The following is an 18,771-nucleotide window of genomic DNA, read 5'->3' as shown; positions in this document are numbered from 1 at the left end:
GGACGGGCCCGCCGCGATCGCGAGCGGGCCCGTTCCGCGTCCGGGGGGCTGCGCCCCGCGGAAGACGTCGCTGCTGAGCGCATCGAGAAGAGGGAACGAGATGGGCGAGACCTGGCTGGTCGTCGGACTGGGCAACCCGGGCGCGCAGTACGCGCGCAACCGGCACAACGTGGGGCAGATGGTGCTCGACGAGCTCGCGACCCGGATCGGCGGCTCCTTCCGCCGGCACAACCGCGCGAACGCCGTGGTCGCCGAGGGCTTCCTCCGCCCCGGCGGACCGAAGCTGATCCTCGGCAAGCCGAACAGCTTCATGAACCTCTCGGGCGGCCCGACCGCGCAGCTGCTCGACTTCAACTCCCTCGCGCCCGAGCGCCTGATCGTCGTGCACGACGAGCTCGACATCCCCTTCGACACCCTGCGCCTCAAGAACGGCGGCGGCCACGGCGGCCACAACGGCATCCGCGACATCCTCGCCGCGACCGACGGCGCCGACTTCCTCCGCGTGCGCGTCGGCATCGGCCGCCCGCCCGGCCGCCAGCCCGCCGCCGACTTCGTCCTCAAGGACTTCGCCGGCCCCGAGCGCGAGAACCTGCCGATCCTGATCGCCGACGCCGCCGACGCCGTCGAGCTGATCGCCGACGCCGGCCTCCAGGCCGCCCAGCTGAAGGTCCACACGACCCCGTAGCGCCGCCCTGCGCGAATCCCGATACGGGCCCGCTGGGCGGCTCATGCTGGTCGAGTAGCCCCGGAGGGGCGTATCGAGACCCACCACCACCAGCAGGTCGGGTCTGCAGACTCGCGTTCTGACGGTCGTGGATCTCGATGCGCCCGCTCCGCGGGCTACTCGATCAGCATGCAGTGGGCGCCCGGCGGCCGGCGATGTCCCCCGCCCCCCATGCTGGTCGAGTAGCCCCGCAGGGGCGTATCGAGACCCACCGTCCTCAGCACGGCGGAGGGGCCCGCGCTACCGTGGGGCAGCCGACGCGAAGGAGCAGCCGTGAGCGAGTCGTTCTTCCGCGAGGTCGAGCCGCGTGCCTACGACGAGGACGACCTCCTGCCGCCGTTCGAGCTGCCCGCCTGGACCGGCCCGCCGTGGCACCGCATCCCCGGGACGGTGCTGCTCGAGCACGAGCTCGGCCGCTCCGCGACGACCGTGGTCTCGCTCGATCTCGCCCGCTGCTACGACGAGGGCGTGCTGCTGCGCCTGAGCGTCCGGATCGCCGACCCCGGCCGCCGCGCTCGCCGGCGCGTCTTCGAGTACCTCGAGCGCGCGCACGGCCGCGGGCAGCTCGACGAGCGCTTCGCCCCCGACGGTCTGCGCTGGGGCGTCTCCTTCGCCGACGGCCGCACCGTCACCACCCAGGACGAATCCCCGTTCGCCTCCGTCGCGGACATCCTCGAGGCGCAGGTCGACGGCCCCGTCCTCGAGGGCGACGGCCGCCCCGACGTGAATCGCGACACCTGGTCCCGCGACTTCTGGCTCTGGCCCCTCCCGCCCCTCCCCACCCTCCGCGTCGCCGTCGAGTGGCCCGCCCGCGCCGTCCTCGAGACAGTCACCACCCTCCCCGCGTCCCCCTTCCACACCGCCGCCCACCGCACCCGCCCCCTCTTCCCCTCCACCTGACCGCCCCGCCGACCGGTCACACCCGGTTGTTCCAACTCCTTCCCAGCGACCATCCCCGACGGATCGACGAGCCCTCTCACGATCGCCGGATCGATCCGTCAAGATCGGTCGCCTCAGCTGCTCCCAGCCGACCACTCCTGACGGATCAAGATCCAGCACCCGGCAGACCAGCCGATCGCCCCGAAGGCGATTTCGAAATCGCGTGCCAAGCGATTTCGAAGAGCCGATCGCAGGACGCTCTGCGGAACGCACCCCGCGCCCGACCCGACCGCGCCGCGCCGGGCAGGGACCGGCGTGGACCGACGTCCGACACCGGCCGAGGCCGGTGTCGGAAGTCGGCAGTAAACTCCTCCGGTGCCTCTCAACCGGATCATCTCGGCGCTCTCGCGCGCCTCCACGTTCGACGACGCTCTCGCGTTCGCGATCCGCGACGCCGATTTCTCCGTGGCCGACGGCCTCCGCGTCCCCCTGCTGGCGGGCCTGCTGGAGCGCCGCGCCGAGGCCGACCGTCCGCAGGCCGCGCTCGTCGTCACCGCGACCGGCCGCGACTCCGAGAACATCCGCGCGTCGCTCAGCTGCGTGCTCCCGGACGCCGAGGTCGTCGAGTTCCCGGCCTGGGAGACGCTGCCGCACGAGCGCCTCAGCCCGAGCGCCGAGATCGTCGGCCGCCGCCTCGACGCCCTGCGCCGGATGAAGACCTGGTCCGGCGAGAAGCCGCTCGTCGTCGTCGCCTCGGTGCGCGCGGCGCTGCAGCCCGTCGCCGACAACCTCGCCGACATCGCGCCGATCCGCCTGGTCAAGGGCGGCCGCGGCTACGACCTCGGCCGGATCTCGTCCGAGCTGGTCGACCTCGCCTACTCGCGGGTCGACATGGTCACCCGGCGCGGCGAGTTCGCGGTCCGCGGCGGGATCCTCGACGTCTTCCCGGCCGTGGCCGAGCACCCGAGCCGCATCGACTTCTTCGGCGACGAGGTCGACTCCATCCGCGGCTTCTCCGTCGCCGACCAGCGCTCGCTGCCGGGGGAGGCCGACTCCGTCGTGCTGCCGCCGAGCCGCGAGCTGCTGCTCGTGCCGGCCGTCCGCCAGCGCGCCCGGGAGATGCTGCACGAGTTCCCGAGCCTCTCCGCGATGCTCGCGAAGATCGCCGAGGGCATCCCGGTGGAGGGGATGGAGTCGCTCGCCCCCGCGCTGCTGGAGCGCCTCGTCCCGATCTCGCACTACCTCCCGGCCGGCGCCGCGGTGGCCGTGCTCGCCCCCGAGCGGGTCGCCACCCGCGCGATCAGCCTCGCGGAGACGAACCGCGAGTTCCTCCAGGCCGCGTGGAGCGCCGCGACCGCCGGCGCCGAGGCTCCGATCGACCTCGCGTCCGGTGAGTTCATCTCGCTCGGCGCCCTCCGCGACGCCGTGAAGTTCAGCGCCCCCGGCGCCGAGACCCCCGACCACCCGTGGTGGACGATGAGCACCTTCCGCCAGGGTCCCGCCGCCGGCGAGGCCGAGGTGCTGCCGGAGGACCTCGGGATCGACGAGATCCTCGCCGTCCGCGTCGACGGCGAGCCCGTGCCCGGCTTCGGCGGCGCGGTCGAGGGCGCCCTCGCGCACGTGCGCGCCCGCCTGGCCGACGGCTGGAGCGTGGTGCTGACCGCCCCCGGCACCGGCACCGTCGAGCGCACCGACCAGGTGCTCGCCGAGCACGAGGTCGCCGCGCGCATCGTCCCCGATCTGCCCGCCGAGCTCGAGCCCGGCCTCGCCTACGTGCTCCAGGCCAACGTCGACCACGGCTTCGAGGTCGACGGCGCCAAGGTCGCTCTGCTCACCGACACCGAGTTCTACGGCCGCACCGTCGGCTACGACTCGCGCGCCGTGAAGAAGCTCGCCTCGCGCCGGAAGAACGTCGTCGACCCGCTGCAGCTCAGCCCCGGCGACTTCGTCGTGCACGCCACCCACGGCATCGGCCGCTTCGTCGAGCTCTCGCAGCGCGAGGTCTCCAGCGGCGGGCGCAACGCCGTGAAGACCCGGCGCGAGTACCTCGTCCTCGAGTACGCGCCCAGCAAGCGCGGCTTCCCGGGCGACAAGCTGCTGGTCCCGACCGACCAGCTCGATCTCCTCTCCCGCTACGTCGGCGGCGAGGCCCCCGCGCTGAGCAAGATGGGCGGCAGCGACTGGGCGCAGGCGAAGAGCAAGGCGCGCCGCGCGGTCCGCGACATCGCGGTCGAGCTGGTCAAGCTCTACTCCGCGCGGATGGCCTCGCGCGGGCACTCCTTCCCGCCGGACACCCCGTGGCAGCGCGAGCTGGAGGAGGCGTTCCCGTTCGCCGAGACGCCCGACCAGCTGACCGTGATCGACGAGGTCAAGGCCGACATGGAGCGGCCGATCCCGATGGACCGCCTGCTCTCCGGCGACGTCGGCTTCGGCAAGACCGAGGTCGCCGTGCGCGCCGCGTTCAAGGCGATCCAGGACGGCAAGCAGGTCGCGATGCTCGTGCCGACCACCCTGCTCGTGCGCCAGCACCTCGAGACCTTCCAGGAGCGCTTCGCCGGCTTCCCGGTGCACCTGCGCGCCCTCAGCCGCTTCCAGAGCGCGAAGGAGTCGAAGGAGACGATCGAGGGCCTCGCCGACGGCACCGTCGACATGGTCATCGCGACGCACCGCCTCCTCAGCGACAACATCGTCTTCAAGGACCTCGGCCTCCTCGTGATCGACGAGGAGCAGCGCTTCGGCGTCGAGCACAAGGAGAAGCTGAAGGCGCTGAAGAAGAACGTCGACATCCTCTCGATGAGCGCCACGCCCATCCCGCGCACGCTCGAGATGGCGGTCACCGGCATCCGCGAGATGTCGACGCTGGCGACGCCGCCGGAGGAGCGCCACCCGATCCTCACCTTCGTCGGCCCCTACTCGGAGAAGCAGGTCTCGGCCGCGATCCGGCGCGAGCTGCTGCGCGAGGGCCAGGTGTTCTTCGTGCACAACCGCGTCTCGACGATCAACCGCGTCGCCGCGCAGCTCGCCGAGCTGGTGCCGGAGGCGCGCATCGCCGTCGCGCACGGCAAGCTCAGCGAGTCGCAGCTCGAGCGGATCATCGTCGACTTCTGGGAGCGCAAGTTCGACGTGCTCGTCTCGACGACCATCGTCGAGACCGGCCTCGACATCCCGAACGCGAACACGCTGATCGTCGACCGCGCCGACAAGTACGGCCTCTCGCAGCTGCACCAGCTGCGCGGTCGCGTCGGCCGTGGCCGCGAGCGCGCCTACGCCTACCTCCTCTACGACGAGATGAAGCCGCTGTCGGAGACCGCGCACGACCGCCTGCAGACCCTCGCCGCGAACTCCGACCTCGGCGGCGGCATGCAGATCGCGCTGAAGGACCTCGAGATCCGCGGCGCGGGCAACCTGCTCGGCGGCGAGCAGTCCGGCCACATTCAGGGCGTCGGCTTCGACCTCTACCTGCGGATGATCGGCGAGGCCGTCGACGGCTTCCGCGGCGAGGTGGCGGAGGGCCAGACCGAGCTGCGGCTCGAGCTGCCGGTCGACGCGCGCATCCCGGAGGAGTACGTCGACAGCGAGCGCCTGCGCCTGGAGGCGTACCAGAAGCTGTCCGCGGCGACCTCGCCGACCGCGAAGGAGGGCAGCGTCGACCTCGTGGTCGAGGAGCTGACCGACCGCTACGGCGAGCTGCCCGAGGCGGTGGAGAACCTCGTCCTGGTCTCGCGGCTGCGGATGCGGGCGCAGCGCGCCGGTCTCAGCGACGTGGTCGCGATGGGCTCGAACGTCCGCGTCGCGCCGGCGCACCTCGCCGACTCGATCCAGGTGCGCCTGCGCCGGATGTACCCGACCGCGAAGTACTTGCAGCAGGCGAACGCCGTGGTCGTGCCGATGCCGGTGCACGACGGCGTCCCGCTCGGCGACCGCGCGCTGATCGACTGGGTCGCGAACCTGCTCGACGCGCTCTTCCCCGAGCCCGCCGCCGTCGCGAGCTGACCGTCGGCACCCTCTCGATCGGGCGGCGCCACCGTTCCGGACGCCGCCCGACGACACCGATCTCGACGACATCGACCCCCCGACGACACCGACCCCCGAACGAAGGACGATCATGACCGCCTCCGACGAGCACTCCGTCCCGCCGCGCATCCCCGCTCCCGACGAGCCGAGCATCCCCGAGCTCGAGGAGGACGAGACGATCGCCCCGCGCCCCGAGGAGGAGGCCGCCGACGTCGACCGCGCGACCCCCGACCTCGCCCCGCACCCCGAGGGCTAGCCCTCCCCGCGAGATGCCACTTGTGCACGCCTTTCACGGCGTGTCGCGTGCACAAGTGGCATCTCGCGGCGGGGATCAGTGCGCGAAGTGCGCGCGGACCTCGGCCTGCCAGCGGGTGCGGTCCTCGTCGGAGATGAAGGCGGCGTCGAAGGAGTTGAGCGCGAGGCGCTCCAGCTGGGCGTCGCCCATCCCGAGCTCCTCGACCAGAGCGCGGTAGTTCGCGTCGACGTAGCCGCCGAAGTAGGGCGGGTCGTCGCTCGAGACGGTGACGATCAGGCCCGCGTCCAGCATCGCCGGCAGCGGGTGGTCCTTCATCGTGTCGACGGCCCGCAGCGCCACGTTCGAGAGCGGACAGACCGTGATCGGCACGCCCTGCACGCGGAGCATCGCCACGACGGCCGGGTCCTCCATCGCGCGGATGCCGTGGTCGATCCGCTCCACCTTCAGCAGCTCGAGGGTCTCGGCGACCGTCTCCGGACCGCCCTCCTCGCCCGCGTGCGCGACGAGGTGCAGGCCCTCCGCCGCGGCCCGCGCGTAGACGTCGATGAAGAGCTCCGGCCCGAAGCCGACCTCGTTCGAGTCGAGCCCGACCCCGATGATGTGCTCGCGGTAGGGGAGGATCGCGGTCAGCATCTCGTCCGCCGCGTCGGCGCCGAGGTCGCGCAGGAAGCACATGATCAGGTCGGTCGAGATGCCGTGCGTCTCCTCGCTCCGCCCGAGCGCGCGGGTGAGCCCGGCCATCACGACGTCGAGCGGCACGCCGTTGCCGAGGTGCGTCTGCGGATCGAAGAAGATCTCGGCGCGGCGGACGTTCGCGAGCTTCGCGCGGTCGAGGTAGCCGGTGGCCAGCTCGAAGAAGTCGCGCTCCGTCTTCAGGACCGTGAGGTTCGAGTAGTGCAGCTCGAGGAACGAGGCGAGGTCCTGGAAGGCGTAGCGCGCCCGCAGGGCGTCCAGATCCTCGGTCGGCAGTGCGATGCCGTTGCGGCGCGCCATCTCGACGATGTGCTCGGGCTCGATCGTGCCCTCGATGTGGATGTGCAGCTCGGCGCTCGGCGGCGCTCCGCGATCGAGGGCGGTGCCGGTGGCGGGAGGCGTGAGGGTCACGGTGGCGTTCCTGTTCCGGGCCGCGGTCGCGCCCCGCGGTCACCGTAGTCGGCGCGTGTTACGCGCCGATGACCAACCGGTGCGCTTCGCCGATCCGAGCTGCGTTGTGCAGGCGATCCCTCCGCGTCGAGGCCCTCTCGTGCGGTGCAATGTCCTCCCCGGTCGTCGGAGCCTGCAGATCGGACCGGCGCTCGTCCCGCTGAGCCGATGCGAGGATGGCCGGGTGACCGCGCATCCCCGGCTCGACGAGCTCATCCGCACCGTCCACGTCCTCCGCGCCCCGGGCGGCTGCCCGTGGGACGCCGAGCAGACCCACGAGTCGCTCGTGCGCTACCTGATCGAGGAGTCGCACGAGCTGGTCGACGCGATCGAGGCCGGCGACCGGGCCGACCTGATCGAGGAGCTCGGCGACGTGCTCTACCAGGTGCTCTTCCACTCCGACCTGGCCGCCGACGGACCGGAGCCGTTCACGATCGAGGACGTCGCGGCGCACATGAACGCGAAGATGATCGGCCGCCACCCGCACGTCTTCGGCGACGCGACCGCGGAGACCGCCGATGACGTCATCGCCGTCTGGGACGAGCTGAAGAAGACCGAGAAGCCGCACCGGACGAGCGTCCTCGACGGGATCCCGCAGGGCATGCCGGCTCTCGCGCTGGCCGACAAGGTGATCGGCAAGGCGACGACGCTCGGCATCGTCGACGCGGGGGAGGGGCCGCTGCCGATCGAGTCGGAGGAGGACCTCGGCCCGCTGCTGCTGGCCATCGTCGCCTCGGCGCGGGCGCAGGGGCTCGACGCGGAGCGGGCGCTACGCACGGCGACGCGCGACCTGCAGGAGGAGATCCGCGCGGTGGAGCAGGAGCGCCGGGAGGGGTGACTGTCGCCTCGAGTGCTGATCACGGGGATCTCGATACGCCCGCTCCGCGGGCTACTCGATCAGCGTAGGTGGCGGGCTCTGCGCGGTGTGGCGAGATCCATGCTGGTCGAGTAGCCGCGGAGCGGCGTATCGAGACCCCACGTCTCCAGAACGGTGGATCTCGATACGCCCGCTGCGCGGGCTACTCGATCAGCACGAAGGCGCCGCTGCGCGATGGATCTCGATACGCCCGCTCCGCGGGCTACTCGATCAGCACGAAGGCGCCGCTGCGCGGTGGATCTCGATACGCCCGCTGCGCGAGCTACTCGATCAGCATGAAGGCGCGGGCTGCTCGATCAGCAGGGAGCGCGTGCGGCTCGACGCGCGTGCGCCCTTCCATGCTGGTCGAGTAGCCGCGGAGCGGCGTATCGAGACCCCACGTCTCCAGAGCGGTGGATCTCGATACGCCCACTGCGCGGGCTACTCGATCAGCATGGTCGGCCCGCTGCGCGGGCTACTCAATCAGCATGAGGCGCGGGCTGCTCGATCAGCCCGCAGGCCGACCGTCAGGCCACGCGGCGCCCGCGGGGCAGGCGCGCCGCCGGCGTCGCCGTCCGGCGGATCGCGCCGAGCAGCAGGCCGACCGCGAGCACCAGCTGCAGCGTCAGACCGACGAACCAGGACGGGACGGTCGCGTCGAAGACCTCCTCCGGAGTGCTCGGCCGCGTCGAGCCGGTGTAGCCGGAGCAGGAGAGCTCGACGACCGGCTCCGGCGCGATCTGCGCCTGCCGTACCAGCAGCGAGAGCCCGGTGAACAGGTCCTCCGGCGAGCCGTACTCGTCGAGCTGCGGCGGGACGGCGTCGGCCAACACCACGAACGGGTTCAGCGCGAGCAGCTCCCAGTAGTAGTCGGCCCGCGCCACCTGCGTCTCGTAGTCCGGTCCGCAGATCCCCTCGTCGTCGTCGACGAAGACGGTCTGCTGCTCCGTGGTCGTGACCGCCGTCAGCAGCCCGAACGCGATCAGCGACCCGACGCTCATCGCCGCGACCACCAGGTAGGTGGTGACGACCGACATCAGCGGCCGGTCGAGGATCCCGCTGAGACCCACTCCGATCGCCGCGACGACGCCCAGCTGCACCGCGAGCACGAGCACCGAGACCGACGCGGAGGCGAGCGACACCCCGCCGACCCCGACGGCGACGAGCAGGAACGGCACCGTGCTCGCGAGGAACGCCAGCGCCACCAGCCAGGCCGAGACGAACTTGCCGAGCACGAGCTGCGCCGTGGTCACGAGGGTGACCTGCGTCGTGGCGAGGGTCCCCGCGTCGCGGTCGCCGTTCACGGCCGTGCCGGAGAGCGCGGGCGTCACCAGGCTGCCCAGCAGCAGCACGAAGTAGACGAGGGTCGAGTAGAGGAAGCCGCCCACGACGGCGCCGCTGCCCGAGAAGACGCCGGTCGCGACGACCAGCAGTCCGGTGACCGCGCCGACCAGCAGGAAGAACAGCCCGAGCAGGACGAAGGACGAGGTCCCGCGCACCCGCTGCGCGAGCTCGAGGCGGAGGACGATGCCGACGCCCTGCAGGAACGGCAGCGGCCGGGCGGTGGTCTCGGTGCTCATCGGGCGTCCTCCTCGTTCTCGGTGCGCGGTTCCGCGGCACTCCCCGGCCGTGCGGCACTCCCCGGCTCCCCGGCCGAGCGGGTCAGATCCGAGAAGGTGTGCTCCAGCTCGCCCACCGCCGGCGCGAAGCGGCTGACCGCGATCCCGGCCGACACCAGCCGCGCGAGCAGCTCGGCCGCCGCCGCATCGTTGACGACCGGCACGAGGGCCGCATCGCGCTCCACTCGGACCGGCACGCCCGTCAGCCGCTCGACGACCTCGGCGAGCTCCGCCCCGCGCGGCCGCACCGCGTCGATCCGCCAGGCCCGCAGCGCCCGCGACGCGCGCGCGACCGCCTCCTGCGAGGCCGTCACCCCGCCGTCGAGGTAGACCGCCGCGGTCGCCATCTCGTCGAGCTCGGAGAGCACGTGACTCGAGACCAGCACCGTGCGCCCCTCGCCGGCGAGCCGCAGCACGAGGTCGCGCAGCGCGATCCGCGCCCCGGGATCGAGCCCCGAGGCCGGCTCGTCGAGCACCAGCACCGACGGGTCGTGCACGAGCGCGCGCGCCAGGCTCAGCCGCTGCTTCTGCCCGCGCGAGAGCACCCGGGTGGGCCTGTCGCCGAACTCGACCAGATCCACGAGCCCCAGCAGCTCGTCCGCCCGGGCCTCGGCGTCCGGGCGCGGCCGCCCGTACAGCTGCCCGGTCGTCCGGAGGGTCTCCCGGCAGGTCAGGCTCGCCCAGGAGCCGAGGACGTCGGGCATCCAGCCGAGCGCGGCCCGCACCGCGGCGGGCTCCTCGACCGGATCGTGCCCGGCGACGCGGAGCCGCCCCGCGTCGGGGCGCAGCAGCGTCGCGAGCAGCAGCATCAGCGTCGTCTTGCCCGCGCCGTTGGGCCCGATCAGCGCGGTGACCTCCCCGGGCCGGGCCTCGAAGCTGGCGTCGCGGACGGCGTGCACCGGCCCGAACGCCCGCGACACCCCCTCCGCGACGATGCCGGCATCAGCGTGCGTGTCCATCGAGTCCCCCTCGTCGGTCCGCGGCGATCCCCCTGACCGCGCGAGCGCCGCGAGCCTAGCCGACACCCCCGACCGGCCGGACGCCCGCGGCGCGGAGGGCCGGAGAACACCGGTCGACGGTCTGGGAGAATCGCCGCATGGCTTCTGCGATCACCCCGCCCCGCGGCATGCGCGACTTCCTCCCGGCCGACAAGGCGAAGCGCGAGCACGCGCTCGGAGTGATCCGCCGGGTCTACGCGGCGCACGGCTTCGACGAGATCGAGACCCCGGTGGTCGAGGACTTCGAGCGCCTGCACTCCGGCCTCGGCGGCGACAACGAGAAGCTCGCCTTCAGCGTGCTGCGCCGCGGGCTCTCGCACGACGACCTCGCGGCGGCGGCCGCGGCGGACGACGCCTCGGGCCTCGCCGACCTCGGCCTCCGCTTCGACCTCACCGTCCCGCTCGCCCGCTTCTACGCCAGCCACCGCGCCGAGCTGCCGACCGTCTTCCGCTCCGTCCAGATCGCGCCGGTCTGGCGCGCCGAGCGCCCGCAGAAGGGCCGCTACCGCCAGTTCGTCCAGTGCGACATCGACATCATCGGCGAGCCGGGGCAGCTCGCCGAGGTCGAGCTGATCACCGCGACGGCCGCCGCCCTCGACACCCTGGGCCTGCGCGACTGCACGATCCGGATCAACGACCGCCGGATCCTCACCGGCATCCTCGAGCACTGCGGCTTCGCTCCCGAGCGCTTCGGCCCCGCCCTGATCTCGATCGACAAGCTCGACAAGATCGGCGCGAGCGGAGTCGTCGCCGAGCTCGAGGCCGACGGACCGGACGCCGCGGCCGTGCTCGGCGGCTACCTCGCCCGCATCGAGGCGGCCGTCGCCGCCGGGGGAGTGGCGCTCGAGCAGTCCGCGATCCTCGGCGTGCTGCCCGAGGGCATCGACCCGGAGGCGGTGCTCGCGCTCGAGACGCTCGCCCGGTCGCTGCGCTCGCTGCCGACCGGCGTCTCGCTCCGCTTCGACCCCACGCTCGTGCGCGGGATGGGCTACTACACCGGCACCATCTTCGAGATCGCGCACCCCTCCTCCGGCTCGTCCGTCGGCGGCGGCGGACGCTACGACGGCATGATCGGGCGCTTCCTCGGCCAGGACGTGCCGGCTTGCGGCTTCTCCATCGGCTTCGAGCGGATCGTCGAGCTGATCGACGTGCCGCTGGACGAGCGGCCGGACGCGGTCATCCTCGTGCACGAGCGCGACGCGGCCCCGGAGGTGCTGCTCGCGCTCAAGCAGGAGCTGATCGCCGGCGGCTCCCGTGTGCGCCTCGAGCGCCGCGCGAAGAACCTCACGCCGCTGCTCGACCGGGCCGCCGCCGCCGGATTCACGCGGTTCGCACTCGTGCGCCGCGACGCCGCAGTGGCCGCGGATCTCGCCTTCAAGCCGCTCGGCTGAGCGGAGAGGGGCCTCAGGCGATCCGCCGGGAGGGGCGGGCGGAGCGGTCGGATCGTTGTCGGATCCGTGAGACCCTTAATACCCGCGAAATCTGCGGACACACCGGAGAAATCTCCCGAGGATAGCGTCGAGGCACCCCGATCGGCGCGGCTTGGCGCGCCCCGTGGGGCACCCGTCGCGAACCGCGCACCACAGCAGCTTCCACCGCCTTACCCGAGGAGTCCCCCTTGCCCCTGTCGCCCTTCCGCACCTCGCAGACCTTCGACCGCCGCAGCGTCCTGCGCATGGCCGGCGTCGCCGGTCTCGCCCTCGGCGGCGTCTCCGTCCTCGCCTCCTGCGCCTCCGACTCCTCCGGCGCCTCGGCCGAGGACGGCGGCGACCTCGGCACCCTGAAGGTCCAGCTCTCCTGGATCAAGAACGAGGAGTTCGCGGGCGAGTTCTTCGCCGACTCCAAGGGCTACTACACCGAGGCCGGCCTCGCCGGCGTCACGCTCACGGCGGGCCCCTCCACCGGCACCGCCGAGCTGCTCTCCGGCTCGGCCGACGTCGCGCTCAGCGACGCCGTCTCTGTCGGCACCGTCGTCGCCAACGAGCAGGCGCCGCTCAAGATCATCGGCGCGACCTACCAGAAGAACCCGTTCACGGTCCTCTCGATCGCGACCGCCGGCAACATCGCCACCCCCGCCGACCTCGCCGGCAAGAAGATCGGCGTCCAGGCGTCGAACACCTCGCTCTTCCAGGCGCTGCTGAAGGCGAACGGCCTCGCCGAGTCCGACGTCACCGTCGTCCCGGTCGAGTACGACCCCTCGGTCCTAATCAACGGCACCGTCGACGGCTTCATCGCCTACCTGACCAACGAGGCGATCACCGTCGCCGCCGAGGGCTACGAGGTCGTCAACCTGCCCTTCGCGGACAACGGCCTCCCCTTCGTGGCCGAGACCTTCACCGTCACCGACATGGCCATCGCCGACAAGCGCGAGGCGCTCAAGGCCTTCCTCGTCGCCGAGATCAAGGGCTGGACCGACGCGGTCAACGACCCGGAGGCCGGCGCGATGCTCGCCCTCGAGACCTACGGCAAGGACCTCGGCCTCGATGAGGAGTCCTCCAAGAAGGGCTCCACCATCCAGTCCGAGGAGCTCGTCGTCTCGGACGAGACCGTCGCGAACGGCCTCTTCACGATCTCGGACAGCCTGCAGGAGGAGACGCTCGCGTCGCTCTCGGGCGCCGGCATCGACGTCGACGCCGCCGACCTCTTCGACATGAGCCTCCTCGCCGAGGTCTACGAGGAGAACCCCGACCTCGTCAAGTACGCCGCCTGACCGCGGCAATCTAACCAGCACCACGGAGGGCACCACTCGTGACCGACACGACCGACGCCGGCACTCTGCGCGAGCAGGGTGCCGGCGGCACCGGCATCCAGATCCACGGCCTGTCGAAGACGTTCCGGATGGGCTCTCGCAGCGTCACCGCGCTGCAGGACACCGATCTGCACACCGACCAGGGCAGCTTCCTCGCGCTCCTCGGCCCCTCGGGCTGCGGCAAGTCCACCATCCTGCGGATCCTCGCGGGGCTGGAGGAGCCCACCTCGGGCTCCATCCGGGTGGACGGCCGCACGCCCAAGGAGCTGCGCCGCGACAACAAGCTCGGCATCGCCTTCCAGGACCACGCGCTCCTGCCCTGGCGCAGCGTGATGTCGAACATCCGCCTCCCGTTCGAGATCGCGGGCAAGTCGGTGGACCAGTCCTACATCGACGAGCTGATCGAACTGGTGGGCCTGCGCGGCTTCGAGAAGGCCAAGCCGGCGCAGCTCTCCGGCGGCATGCGCCAGCGCGTCTCGATCGCCCGCTGCCTGATCCTCAAGCCCGAGGTGCTGCTGCTGGACGAGCCGTTCGGTGCGCTCGACGACATGACGCGGCAGAAGCTCAACCTCGAGCTGCTGCGGATCTGGACCGAGAAGCCGGCCACGACCCTCCTCGTCACCCACGGCATCTCGGAGGCGATCTTCCTCTCCGACCAGGTCGCCGTCATGAGCCCGCGGCCCGGCCGGGTCAAGGAGATCATCGAGATCGATCTGCCCCGCCCGCGCACCCCCGAGATGCAGCGCACCCCGGAGTTCCACGCGTACGTCGACCAGGCGTCCGAGCTGCTGTTCGGCGACGGCGGCGCGGCCGCCGACGACCACTGAGGCGCCCCGTGGCCACCCTGCTCCCCGCTCCCGCCCCGACGACCGAGCGCCGCTCGCGCTCCCTCCCGCCCTGGGCCTCCGGGCTGATCGGCATCGTCGGCATCATCGCCGTCTGGTGGCTGATCGCCCTGATCACCGCCCCCACCGGCGGCACGACCTACGCCCCGGTCCCCACGCCGATCCAGGTCGCGCAGACGATCGCCGAGGACGGGCCCGCGTTCTACTGGGCCAACTTCTCGGTGACGATCGGCGAGGCCGCGGTCGGCTACTTCTGGGGCAACCTCATCGCCCTGGTGCTCTCCGCGCTCGTCCTGATCGTGCCGTGGCTGGAGGGGATCGTCTCCCAGCTCGCGGTCGTCACCTACTGCGTGCCGATCGTCGCGATCGGGACGCTCGTGCTCCTCATCCTCGGCGGCTCCGACGCGCCGGGGCGGCCGAGCGACACCGCGATCTTCCTCGCCGGGCTCTCGGTCTTCTTCACCACCGTCGTCGGCAGCCTGCTCGGCCTCAAGGCGGCCGACAAGGCCTCCCTCGACGTCGTCACCGTCTACGGCGGCACGAAGTTCACCCAGCTGCGGAAGGTCCGCGCCATCGCCGCGCTGCCGAACATCCTCTCCGCGCTGCAGATCGCCGTTCCCGCGGCGTTCCTGGGCGCGATCCTGGGGGAGTACTTCGGCAAGATCGAGACCGGGGTCGGGCCGATCCTGGTCGCGGCGCAGGTCTCGCTGAACTCGCCGCGCGTCTGGGCGCTCTTCCTCCTCTGCGCGGCCGTGGCGCTGATCGGCTACGGCCTCGTCGGCCTGATCGGGCGCCTCGTCGCCCCGTGGTCCTCCGGAAAGCGGGCATGACATGACCTCCACGATCCCCGACCGCACCGAGCAGTCGAGCCCGACGCAGATCATCGCGGTCGACGAGCTCCGCCGTCAGCTGCGCAGCGCCGCCCTCGGTGCCACGCTGAAGAGCCTGCGCAAGAGCCTCCTGATCGCGCTGTCGACCGTCGCGATCGTCCTCGCGATCTGGATCGGCGTGATCCTCTTCAGCGGCGTCTCGCCGTACGTGATCAAGGGGCCGTGGGACGTCTGGGCGCACCTGGTCACCGACGAGTCGGCGGCCGAGAACCGCGCCGAGCTGGGCGGGCTCTTCGCCGTCACCATGGTCGACTCGTTCATCGGCTTCGCGGCCGGCCTGATCGTCGCGATCCTGGTCGCGATCCTCTTCCGGTTGTCCAAGGGCGTCGAGCACGCACTGATGCCGTTCGCGCTGCTGCTGCGCTCGGTCCCGCTGATCGCGATGACGCCGCTGATCATCCTGGTCTTCGGCCAGGGGACGGTCGCCTCGGTCGCCGTGGTCGGCGGCATCGTCGTGCTCTTCCCGGCGCTGGTCACGATCGCCTTCGGCCTCAACAACGCCTCGCCGCAGATGCTCGACGTCGTCTCGGTCTACGGCGGCTCCACCCTCACGGCGATCCGCAAGGTCGCCATCCCCGGCGCGCTGCCCTCGCTCTTCGCGGCGATCCGCGTCTCCGTCCCCGGAGCGATCACCGGCGCGCTGCTGGCCGAGTGGCTCTCCACCGGCGACGGCATCGGCGGCGGCATCGCCGGCTGGACCGCGCAGGCCCGCTTCGACGACATCTGGTCGGCCGTCGTCCTCGTGACCGGCGTCTCGCTGATCCTCTACATGGTCGTCCAGGTCATCGAGACCTTCGTCCTGTCCCGGATGTCCCTCTCCCTCTCCTGACGCACGGCTGCTCCCCTCCGCGAGATGCCACTTGTGCACGCCCGACACGGCGTGTCGCGCGCACAAGTGGCATCTCGCGGAAGCGCGGAGGGACGGGTCAGACGGTGACGATCGCGTCGATGCGGCGCGGGGACAGCAGGTCGCGGCCGCCGAGGCCGTCGAGCTCCATCACGACGGCGATGCCCTCGAGGGACCAGCCGGCGCGCTCGATCAGGCGGCAGCTCGCGTCGAGGGTGCCGCCGGTGGCGAGCACGTCGTCGACGAGCAGCAGGCGCGCGCCCTTCGGCACAGCGTCCTCGTGCACCTCGAGCTGCGTGCTGCCGTACTCGAGCGTGGCCTGCTCGCTCAGCACGGTCCGCGGCAGCTTGCCGGGCTTGCGGATCGTCACGACTCCGAGGCCCGCGGAGTAGGCGGCGGCCGCGGCGAGGAGGAAGCCGCGCGCCTCGACTCCGGCGATCGCGTCGATCCGGCCGCGGTACGGCTCGATCAGCGCGTCCGTGACCGCGCGCAGCGCCTCGCCGTCGCCGAAGACCGGCGTGAGGTCGCGGAAGAGGATGCCGGGCTTCGGGAAGTCGGGGACGACCTCGGTGAGGCGCTCGACGAGGGCGGCGGCGGTGCTGGTCACGGGGTCCTCCGGTGGGGCGGGAGCGGATCGGCGGCCGTGCGGCGCGGCTGCCGTCAGGGCCCTGGGAGTCTACCGACGCCCCGCGGACGCCTCCCGTTCCGAGGCGGTCAGTAGACTCCTTCCCGACCGCTCCCGCCCTCCGGGAGCCCACCCGTCAAGAGGAGATAGTTGTGGCCCTTATCGAGGCAGTCGTCGCCCGAGAAATTCTGGACTCCCGTGGCAACCCCACGGTCGAGGTCGAGGTCCTGCTCGAGGACGGCGCGTCCTCGCGAGCGGCCGTCCCCTCCGGTGCCTCCACCGGCGCCTTCGAGGCCTACGAGCTGCGCGACGGCGATGCCGAGCGCTACCTCGGCAAGGGCGTGCAGAAGGCCGTCGACGCCGTCATCGACGAGATCGGCCCGGCCATCGAGGGCTTCGACGCCACCGACCAGCGCCTCGTCGACGCCGAGCTGATCGAGCTCGACGGCACCGAGAACAAGTCGCGCCTGGGCGCGAACGCGATCCTCGGCGTCAGCCTCGCGGTCGCCAAGGCCGCCGCGCAGTCGGCCGACCTCGACCTCTTCCGCTACGTCGGCGGCCCGAACGCGCACACCCTGCCCGTCCCGCTGATGAACATCATCAACGGCGGCGCGCACGCCGACACCGGCGTCGACATCCAGGAGTTCATGGCCGTCCCGCTGGGCGCCGAGTCCTTCTCCGAGGGCCTGCGCTGGGGCGTCGAGATCTACCACGCGCTCAAGGCCCAGCTGAAGAAGGCCGGCTTCGCCACGGGCCTCGGCGACGAGGGCGGCTTCGCCCCCGACCTGCCCACCAACCGCGAGGCGCTCGACTTCATCCTCAAGGCCGTCGAGGCCGCCGGCTTCACCCCCGGCAAGGACATCGGCCTCGCGCTCGACGTCGCCTCCTCCGAGTTCTACGAGGACGGCAAGTACACGTTCGAGGGCAAGAAGCTCTCGGCCGAGGAGCTCTCCGCCTACTACGCCGACCTCGTCGCCAACTACCCGCTGGTCTCCATCGAGGACCCGCTGGACGAGGACGACTGGGCCGGCTGGACCCACCTCACCGCCGAGATCGGCGACAAGGTGCAGCTCGTCGGCGACGACCTCTACGTCACCAACCCGGTGCGCCTGGCCCGCGGCATCGCCGAGAAGGCCGGCAACTCGATCCTGGTCAAGGTGAACCAGATCGGCACGCTCACCGAGACGCTCGACGCGGTGGCCCTCGCCCAGCGCAGCGGCATGACCGCGATCCTCTCGCACCGCTCCGGCGAGACCGAGGACACCACCATCGCCGACCTCGCGGTCGCGGTGGACGGCGGCCAGATCAAGACCGGCGCCCCGGCGCGCTCGGACCGCGTGGCGAAGTACAACCAGCTGCTGCGCATCGAGGAGATCCTGGGAGGCGCCGCGACGTACGCGGGTCGCTCCGCCTTCCCGCGCTTCACCGCGTAGTCTCTCCCCGCCGGAGCGGCCCCGGAGCCCAGCACCTCGGTGCGGGCACCGGGGCCGCTCCCGTTCCGCCCTCATCCGTTCCACCGCTCGAGGAGGCACCCGCCCATGGCCCGACCGCCCCGCCGGCCCTCCGCTCCCGGGAGCGCGCCCCGCCGCCCGGCCGCCGCCGAGACTCCGGACTCGACCGCTTCGGTGCCCGAGTCCTCGAAGACCGCAGCCTCGAAGCCCGCCGCATCGAAGCCGAGTGCCTCGAAGTCGTCCGCATCGAAGAAGCCGGCGTCGAAGCCCGCCGGCTCGTCGTCCGCCGCCTCGAAGCGCCCCGGCGCGAAGCCCGGCTCCTCCGCCCCGAAGTCCTCGCGCACCCCTCGCGCGAAGCAGCCCCCCGTCGCACCGTCCTCCGCCTGGGTCGCCGGCGTCCGCGGCTCCGGCTTCACGCTGCTCGTGATGGGCATCATGATCCTGGCCGTCGTCGTCCTGGCGCCCAGCGTGAAGAACTTCGTCGAGCAGCGCGCCGAGATCGCCGAGCTGCAGCGCTCCGTCGACGCGGCGAAGACCCAGTCGCAGAACCTCGACGAGCAGCGCGTGCGCTGGTCCGACCCCGCCTTCATTCGCGCCCAGGCCCGCGAGCGCCTGTACTTCGTGATGCCGGGCGAGGTCAGCTACCTCGTCCTCGACGACATCGCCGTCGCGCAGCAGGCCGCGCAGCCGGCGTCGAACTCGGTGCAGAAGACCCCGAGCGACTGGGCGGGCTCGCTGCTCTCCTCGATCGCGGTCTCCGGCCTCGGCGACCCGACGACGGCGGAGCTCACCCCCACTCCCTGACCCCGGCCCCTCGCCCGGCCCCCGCCTACACTGGAGAGTTCCCTCCGGTCCCCGCGCCCCCTGGAGTCCTC

The 18,771-nt window shown here is 72.0% G+C and carries 16 protein-coding genes; 12 read left to right on the top strand and 4 right to left on the bottom strand.

The window, feature by feature from the left end:
• The first annotated feature begins 100 nt into the window (after positions 1-100).
• The 4 genes from pth (at position 101) to EDF17_RS19965 (ending at position 5,873) form a co-directional block, all read left to right on the top strand.
• The gene (gene pth / locus EDF17_RS15990; RefSeq protein WP_123447621.1) at positions 101-685 is read left to right on the top strand and encodes an aminoacyl-tRNA hydrolase; all 585 of its coding nucleotides are present in this window, start codon (positions 101-103) and stop codon (positions 683-685) included.
• A gap of 312 nt (positions 686-997) precedes the next feature.
• The gene (locus EDF17_RS15985) at positions 998-1,624 is read left to right on the top strand and encodes a hypothetical protein (protein WP_123447620.1); all 627 of its coding nucleotides are present in this window, start codon (positions 998-1,000) and stop codon (positions 1,622-1,624) included.
• A 354-nt stretch (positions 1,625-1,978) separates the two neighbouring features.
• Positions 1,979-5,596 (top strand): transcription-repair coupling factor, encoded by a 3,618-nt coding sequence (mfd, locus tag EDF17_RS15980; protein ID WP_123447619.1) that lies wholly within the window; start codon positions 1,979-1,981, stop codon positions 5,594-5,596.
• Positions 5,597-5,708: 112 nt separating this feature from the next.
• Positions 5,709-5,873, top strand: coding sequence for a hypothetical protein (locus tag EDF17_RS19965; protein WP_166649715.1), 165 nt, complete (start codon positions 5,709-5,711; stop codon positions 5,871-5,873).
• A gap of 75 nt (positions 5,874-5,948) precedes the next feature.
• On the opposite strand, the gene EDF17_RS15975 is transcribed toward EDF17_RS19965, so the two are convergent.
• Entirely contained in the window at positions 5,949-6,977 is a 1,029-nt protein-coding gene (locus EDF17_RS15975) for an adenosine deaminase (RefSeq protein WP_123447618.1), read from the bottom strand.
• 223 nt (positions 6,978-7,200) lie between these two features.
• On the opposite strand from EDF17_RS15975, the gene EDF17_RS15970 reads away from it, so the two are divergent.
• Positions 7,201-7,854 carry a MazG family protein gene (locus EDF17_RS15970; protein WP_243732930.1) on the top strand — a complete coding sequence of 218 codons (654 nt, stop codon included), beginning with the start codon at positions 7,201-7,203 and terminating at the stop codon, positions 7,852-7,854.
• Between the two features lie 545 nt (positions 7,855-8,399).
• Here the strand turns inward: EDF17_RS15970 and EDF17_RS15965 are convergent.
• Together EDF17_RS15965 and EDF17_RS15960 are read right to left on the bottom strand one after the other, a co-directional pair.
• Positions 8,400-9,452, bottom strand: coding sequence for an ABC transporter permease (locus EDF17_RS15965; RefSeq protein ID WP_123447617.1), 1,053 nt, complete (start codon positions 9,450-9,452; stop codon positions 8,400-8,402).
• Positions 9,449-10,450, bottom strand: a complete 1,002-nt coding sequence (locus EDF17_RS15960; RefSeq protein ID WP_123447616.1) for an ABC transporter ATP-binding protein — start codon at positions 10,448-10,450, stop codon at positions 9,449-9,451. The genes EDF17_RS15965 and EDF17_RS15960 overlap by 4 nt, the downstream gene beginning before the upstream one ends.
• Positions 10,451-10,587: 137 nt before the next feature.
• On the opposite strand from EDF17_RS15960, the gene hisS reads away from it, so the two are divergent.
• The 5 genes from hisS (at position 10,588) to EDF17_RS15935 (ending at position 15,802) form a co-directional block, all read left to right on the top strand.
• Positions 10,588-11,880 carry a histidine--tRNA ligase gene (gene hisS, locus EDF17_RS15955; protein ID WP_123447615.1) on the top strand — a complete coding sequence of 431 codons (1,293 nt, stop codon included), beginning with the start codon at positions 10,588-10,590 and terminating at the stop codon, positions 11,878-11,880.
• A gap of 227 nt (positions 11,881-12,107) precedes the next feature.
• Positions 12,108-13,199 (top strand): ABC transporter substrate-binding protein, encoded by a 1,092-nt coding sequence (locus EDF17_RS15950; protein WP_243732929.1) that lies wholly within the window; start codon positions 12,108-12,110, stop codon positions 13,197-13,199.
• Between the two features lie 128 nt (positions 13,200-13,327).
• Positions 13,328-14,065, top strand: coding sequence for an ABC transporter ATP-binding protein (locus EDF17_RS15945; RefSeq protein WP_123447733.1), 738 nt, complete (start codon positions 13,328-13,330; stop codon positions 14,063-14,065).
• Between the two features lie 8 nt (positions 14,066-14,073).
• Entirely contained in the window at positions 14,074-14,913 is an 840-nt protein-coding gene (locus EDF17_RS15940; RefSeq protein WP_243587465.1) for an ABC transporter permease subunit, read from the top strand.
• A 1-nt stretch (position 14,914) separates the two neighbouring features.
• Positions 14,915-15,802: an ABC transporter permease subunit gene (locus EDF17_RS15935; RefSeq protein WP_208110631.1), complete on the top strand. Its 888-nt coding sequence runs from the start codon at positions 14,915-14,917 to the stop codon at positions 15,800-15,802.
• A 97-nt stretch (positions 15,803-15,899) separates the two neighbouring features.
• On the opposite strand, the gene EDF17_RS15930 is transcribed toward EDF17_RS15935, so the two are convergent.
• Positions 15,900-16,427 carry an adenine phosphoribosyltransferase gene (locus EDF17_RS15930; RefSeq protein WP_123447614.1) on the bottom strand — a complete coding sequence of 176 codons (528 nt, stop codon included), beginning with the start codon at positions 16,425-16,427 and terminating at the stop codon, positions 15,900-15,902.
• A gap of 170 nt (positions 16,428-16,597) precedes the next feature.
• On the opposite strand from EDF17_RS15930, the gene eno reads away from it, so the two are divergent.
• A complete protein-coding gene (gene eno / locus EDF17_RS15925; protein ID WP_123447613.1) occupies positions 16,598-17,878 on the top strand; it encodes a phosphopyruvate hydratase in 1,281 nt (426 codons plus the stop codon).
• A gap of 105 nt (positions 17,879-17,983) precedes the next feature.
• A complete protein-coding gene (locus tag EDF17_RS15920) occupies positions 17,984-18,700 on the top strand; it encodes a septum formation initiator family protein (RefSeq protein WP_133672114.1) in 717 nt (238 codons plus the stop codon).
• Positions 18,701-18,771: the final 71 nt, after the last annotated feature.

Origin of the sequence: Rathayibacter sp. PhB1 (assembly GCF_004362935.1) — a bacterium.
Classification (GTDB): Bacteria; Actinomycetota; Actinomycetes; order Actinomycetales; family Microbacteriaceae; genus Rathayibacter; species Rathayibacter festucae.
The sequence above is the reverse complement of the archived record's forward strand: the minus strand, read 5'-3'. Positions and strand labels throughout refer to the sequence as shown.

Coding starts and splice junctions, on each gene's coding strand:
- EDF17_RS15965 (WP_123447617.1), bottom strand. CDS start 9,452: ATGAGCACCGAGACCACCGCCCGGCCGCTGCCGTTCCTGCAGGGCGTC.
- EDF17_RS15935 (WP_208110631.1), top strand. CDS start 14,915: ATGACCTCCACGATCCCCGACCGCACCGAGCAGTCGAGCCCGACGCAG.
- hisS (WP_123447615.1), top strand. CDS start 10,588: ATGGCTTCTGCGATCACCCCGCCCCGCGGCATGCGCGACTTCCTCCCG.
- EDF17_RS15920 (WP_133672114.1), top strand. CDS start 17,984: ATGGCCCGACCGCCCCGCCGGCCCTCCGCTCCCGGGAGCGCGCCCCGC.
- pth (WP_123447621.1), top strand. CDS start 101: ATGGGCGAGACCTGGCTGGTCGTCGGACTGGGCAACCCGGGCGCGCAG.
- EDF17_RS15960 (WP_123447616.1), bottom strand. CDS start 10,450: ATGGACACGCACGCTGATGCCGGCATCGTCGCGGAGGGGGTGTCGCGG.
- EDF17_RS19965 (WP_166649715.1), top strand. CDS start 5,709: ATGACCGCCTCCGACGAGCACTCCGTCCCGCCGCGCATCCCCGCTCCC.
- EDF17_RS15945 (WP_123447733.1), top strand. CDS start 13,328: ATGGGCTCTCGCAGCGTCACCGCGCTGCAGGACACCGATCTGCACACC.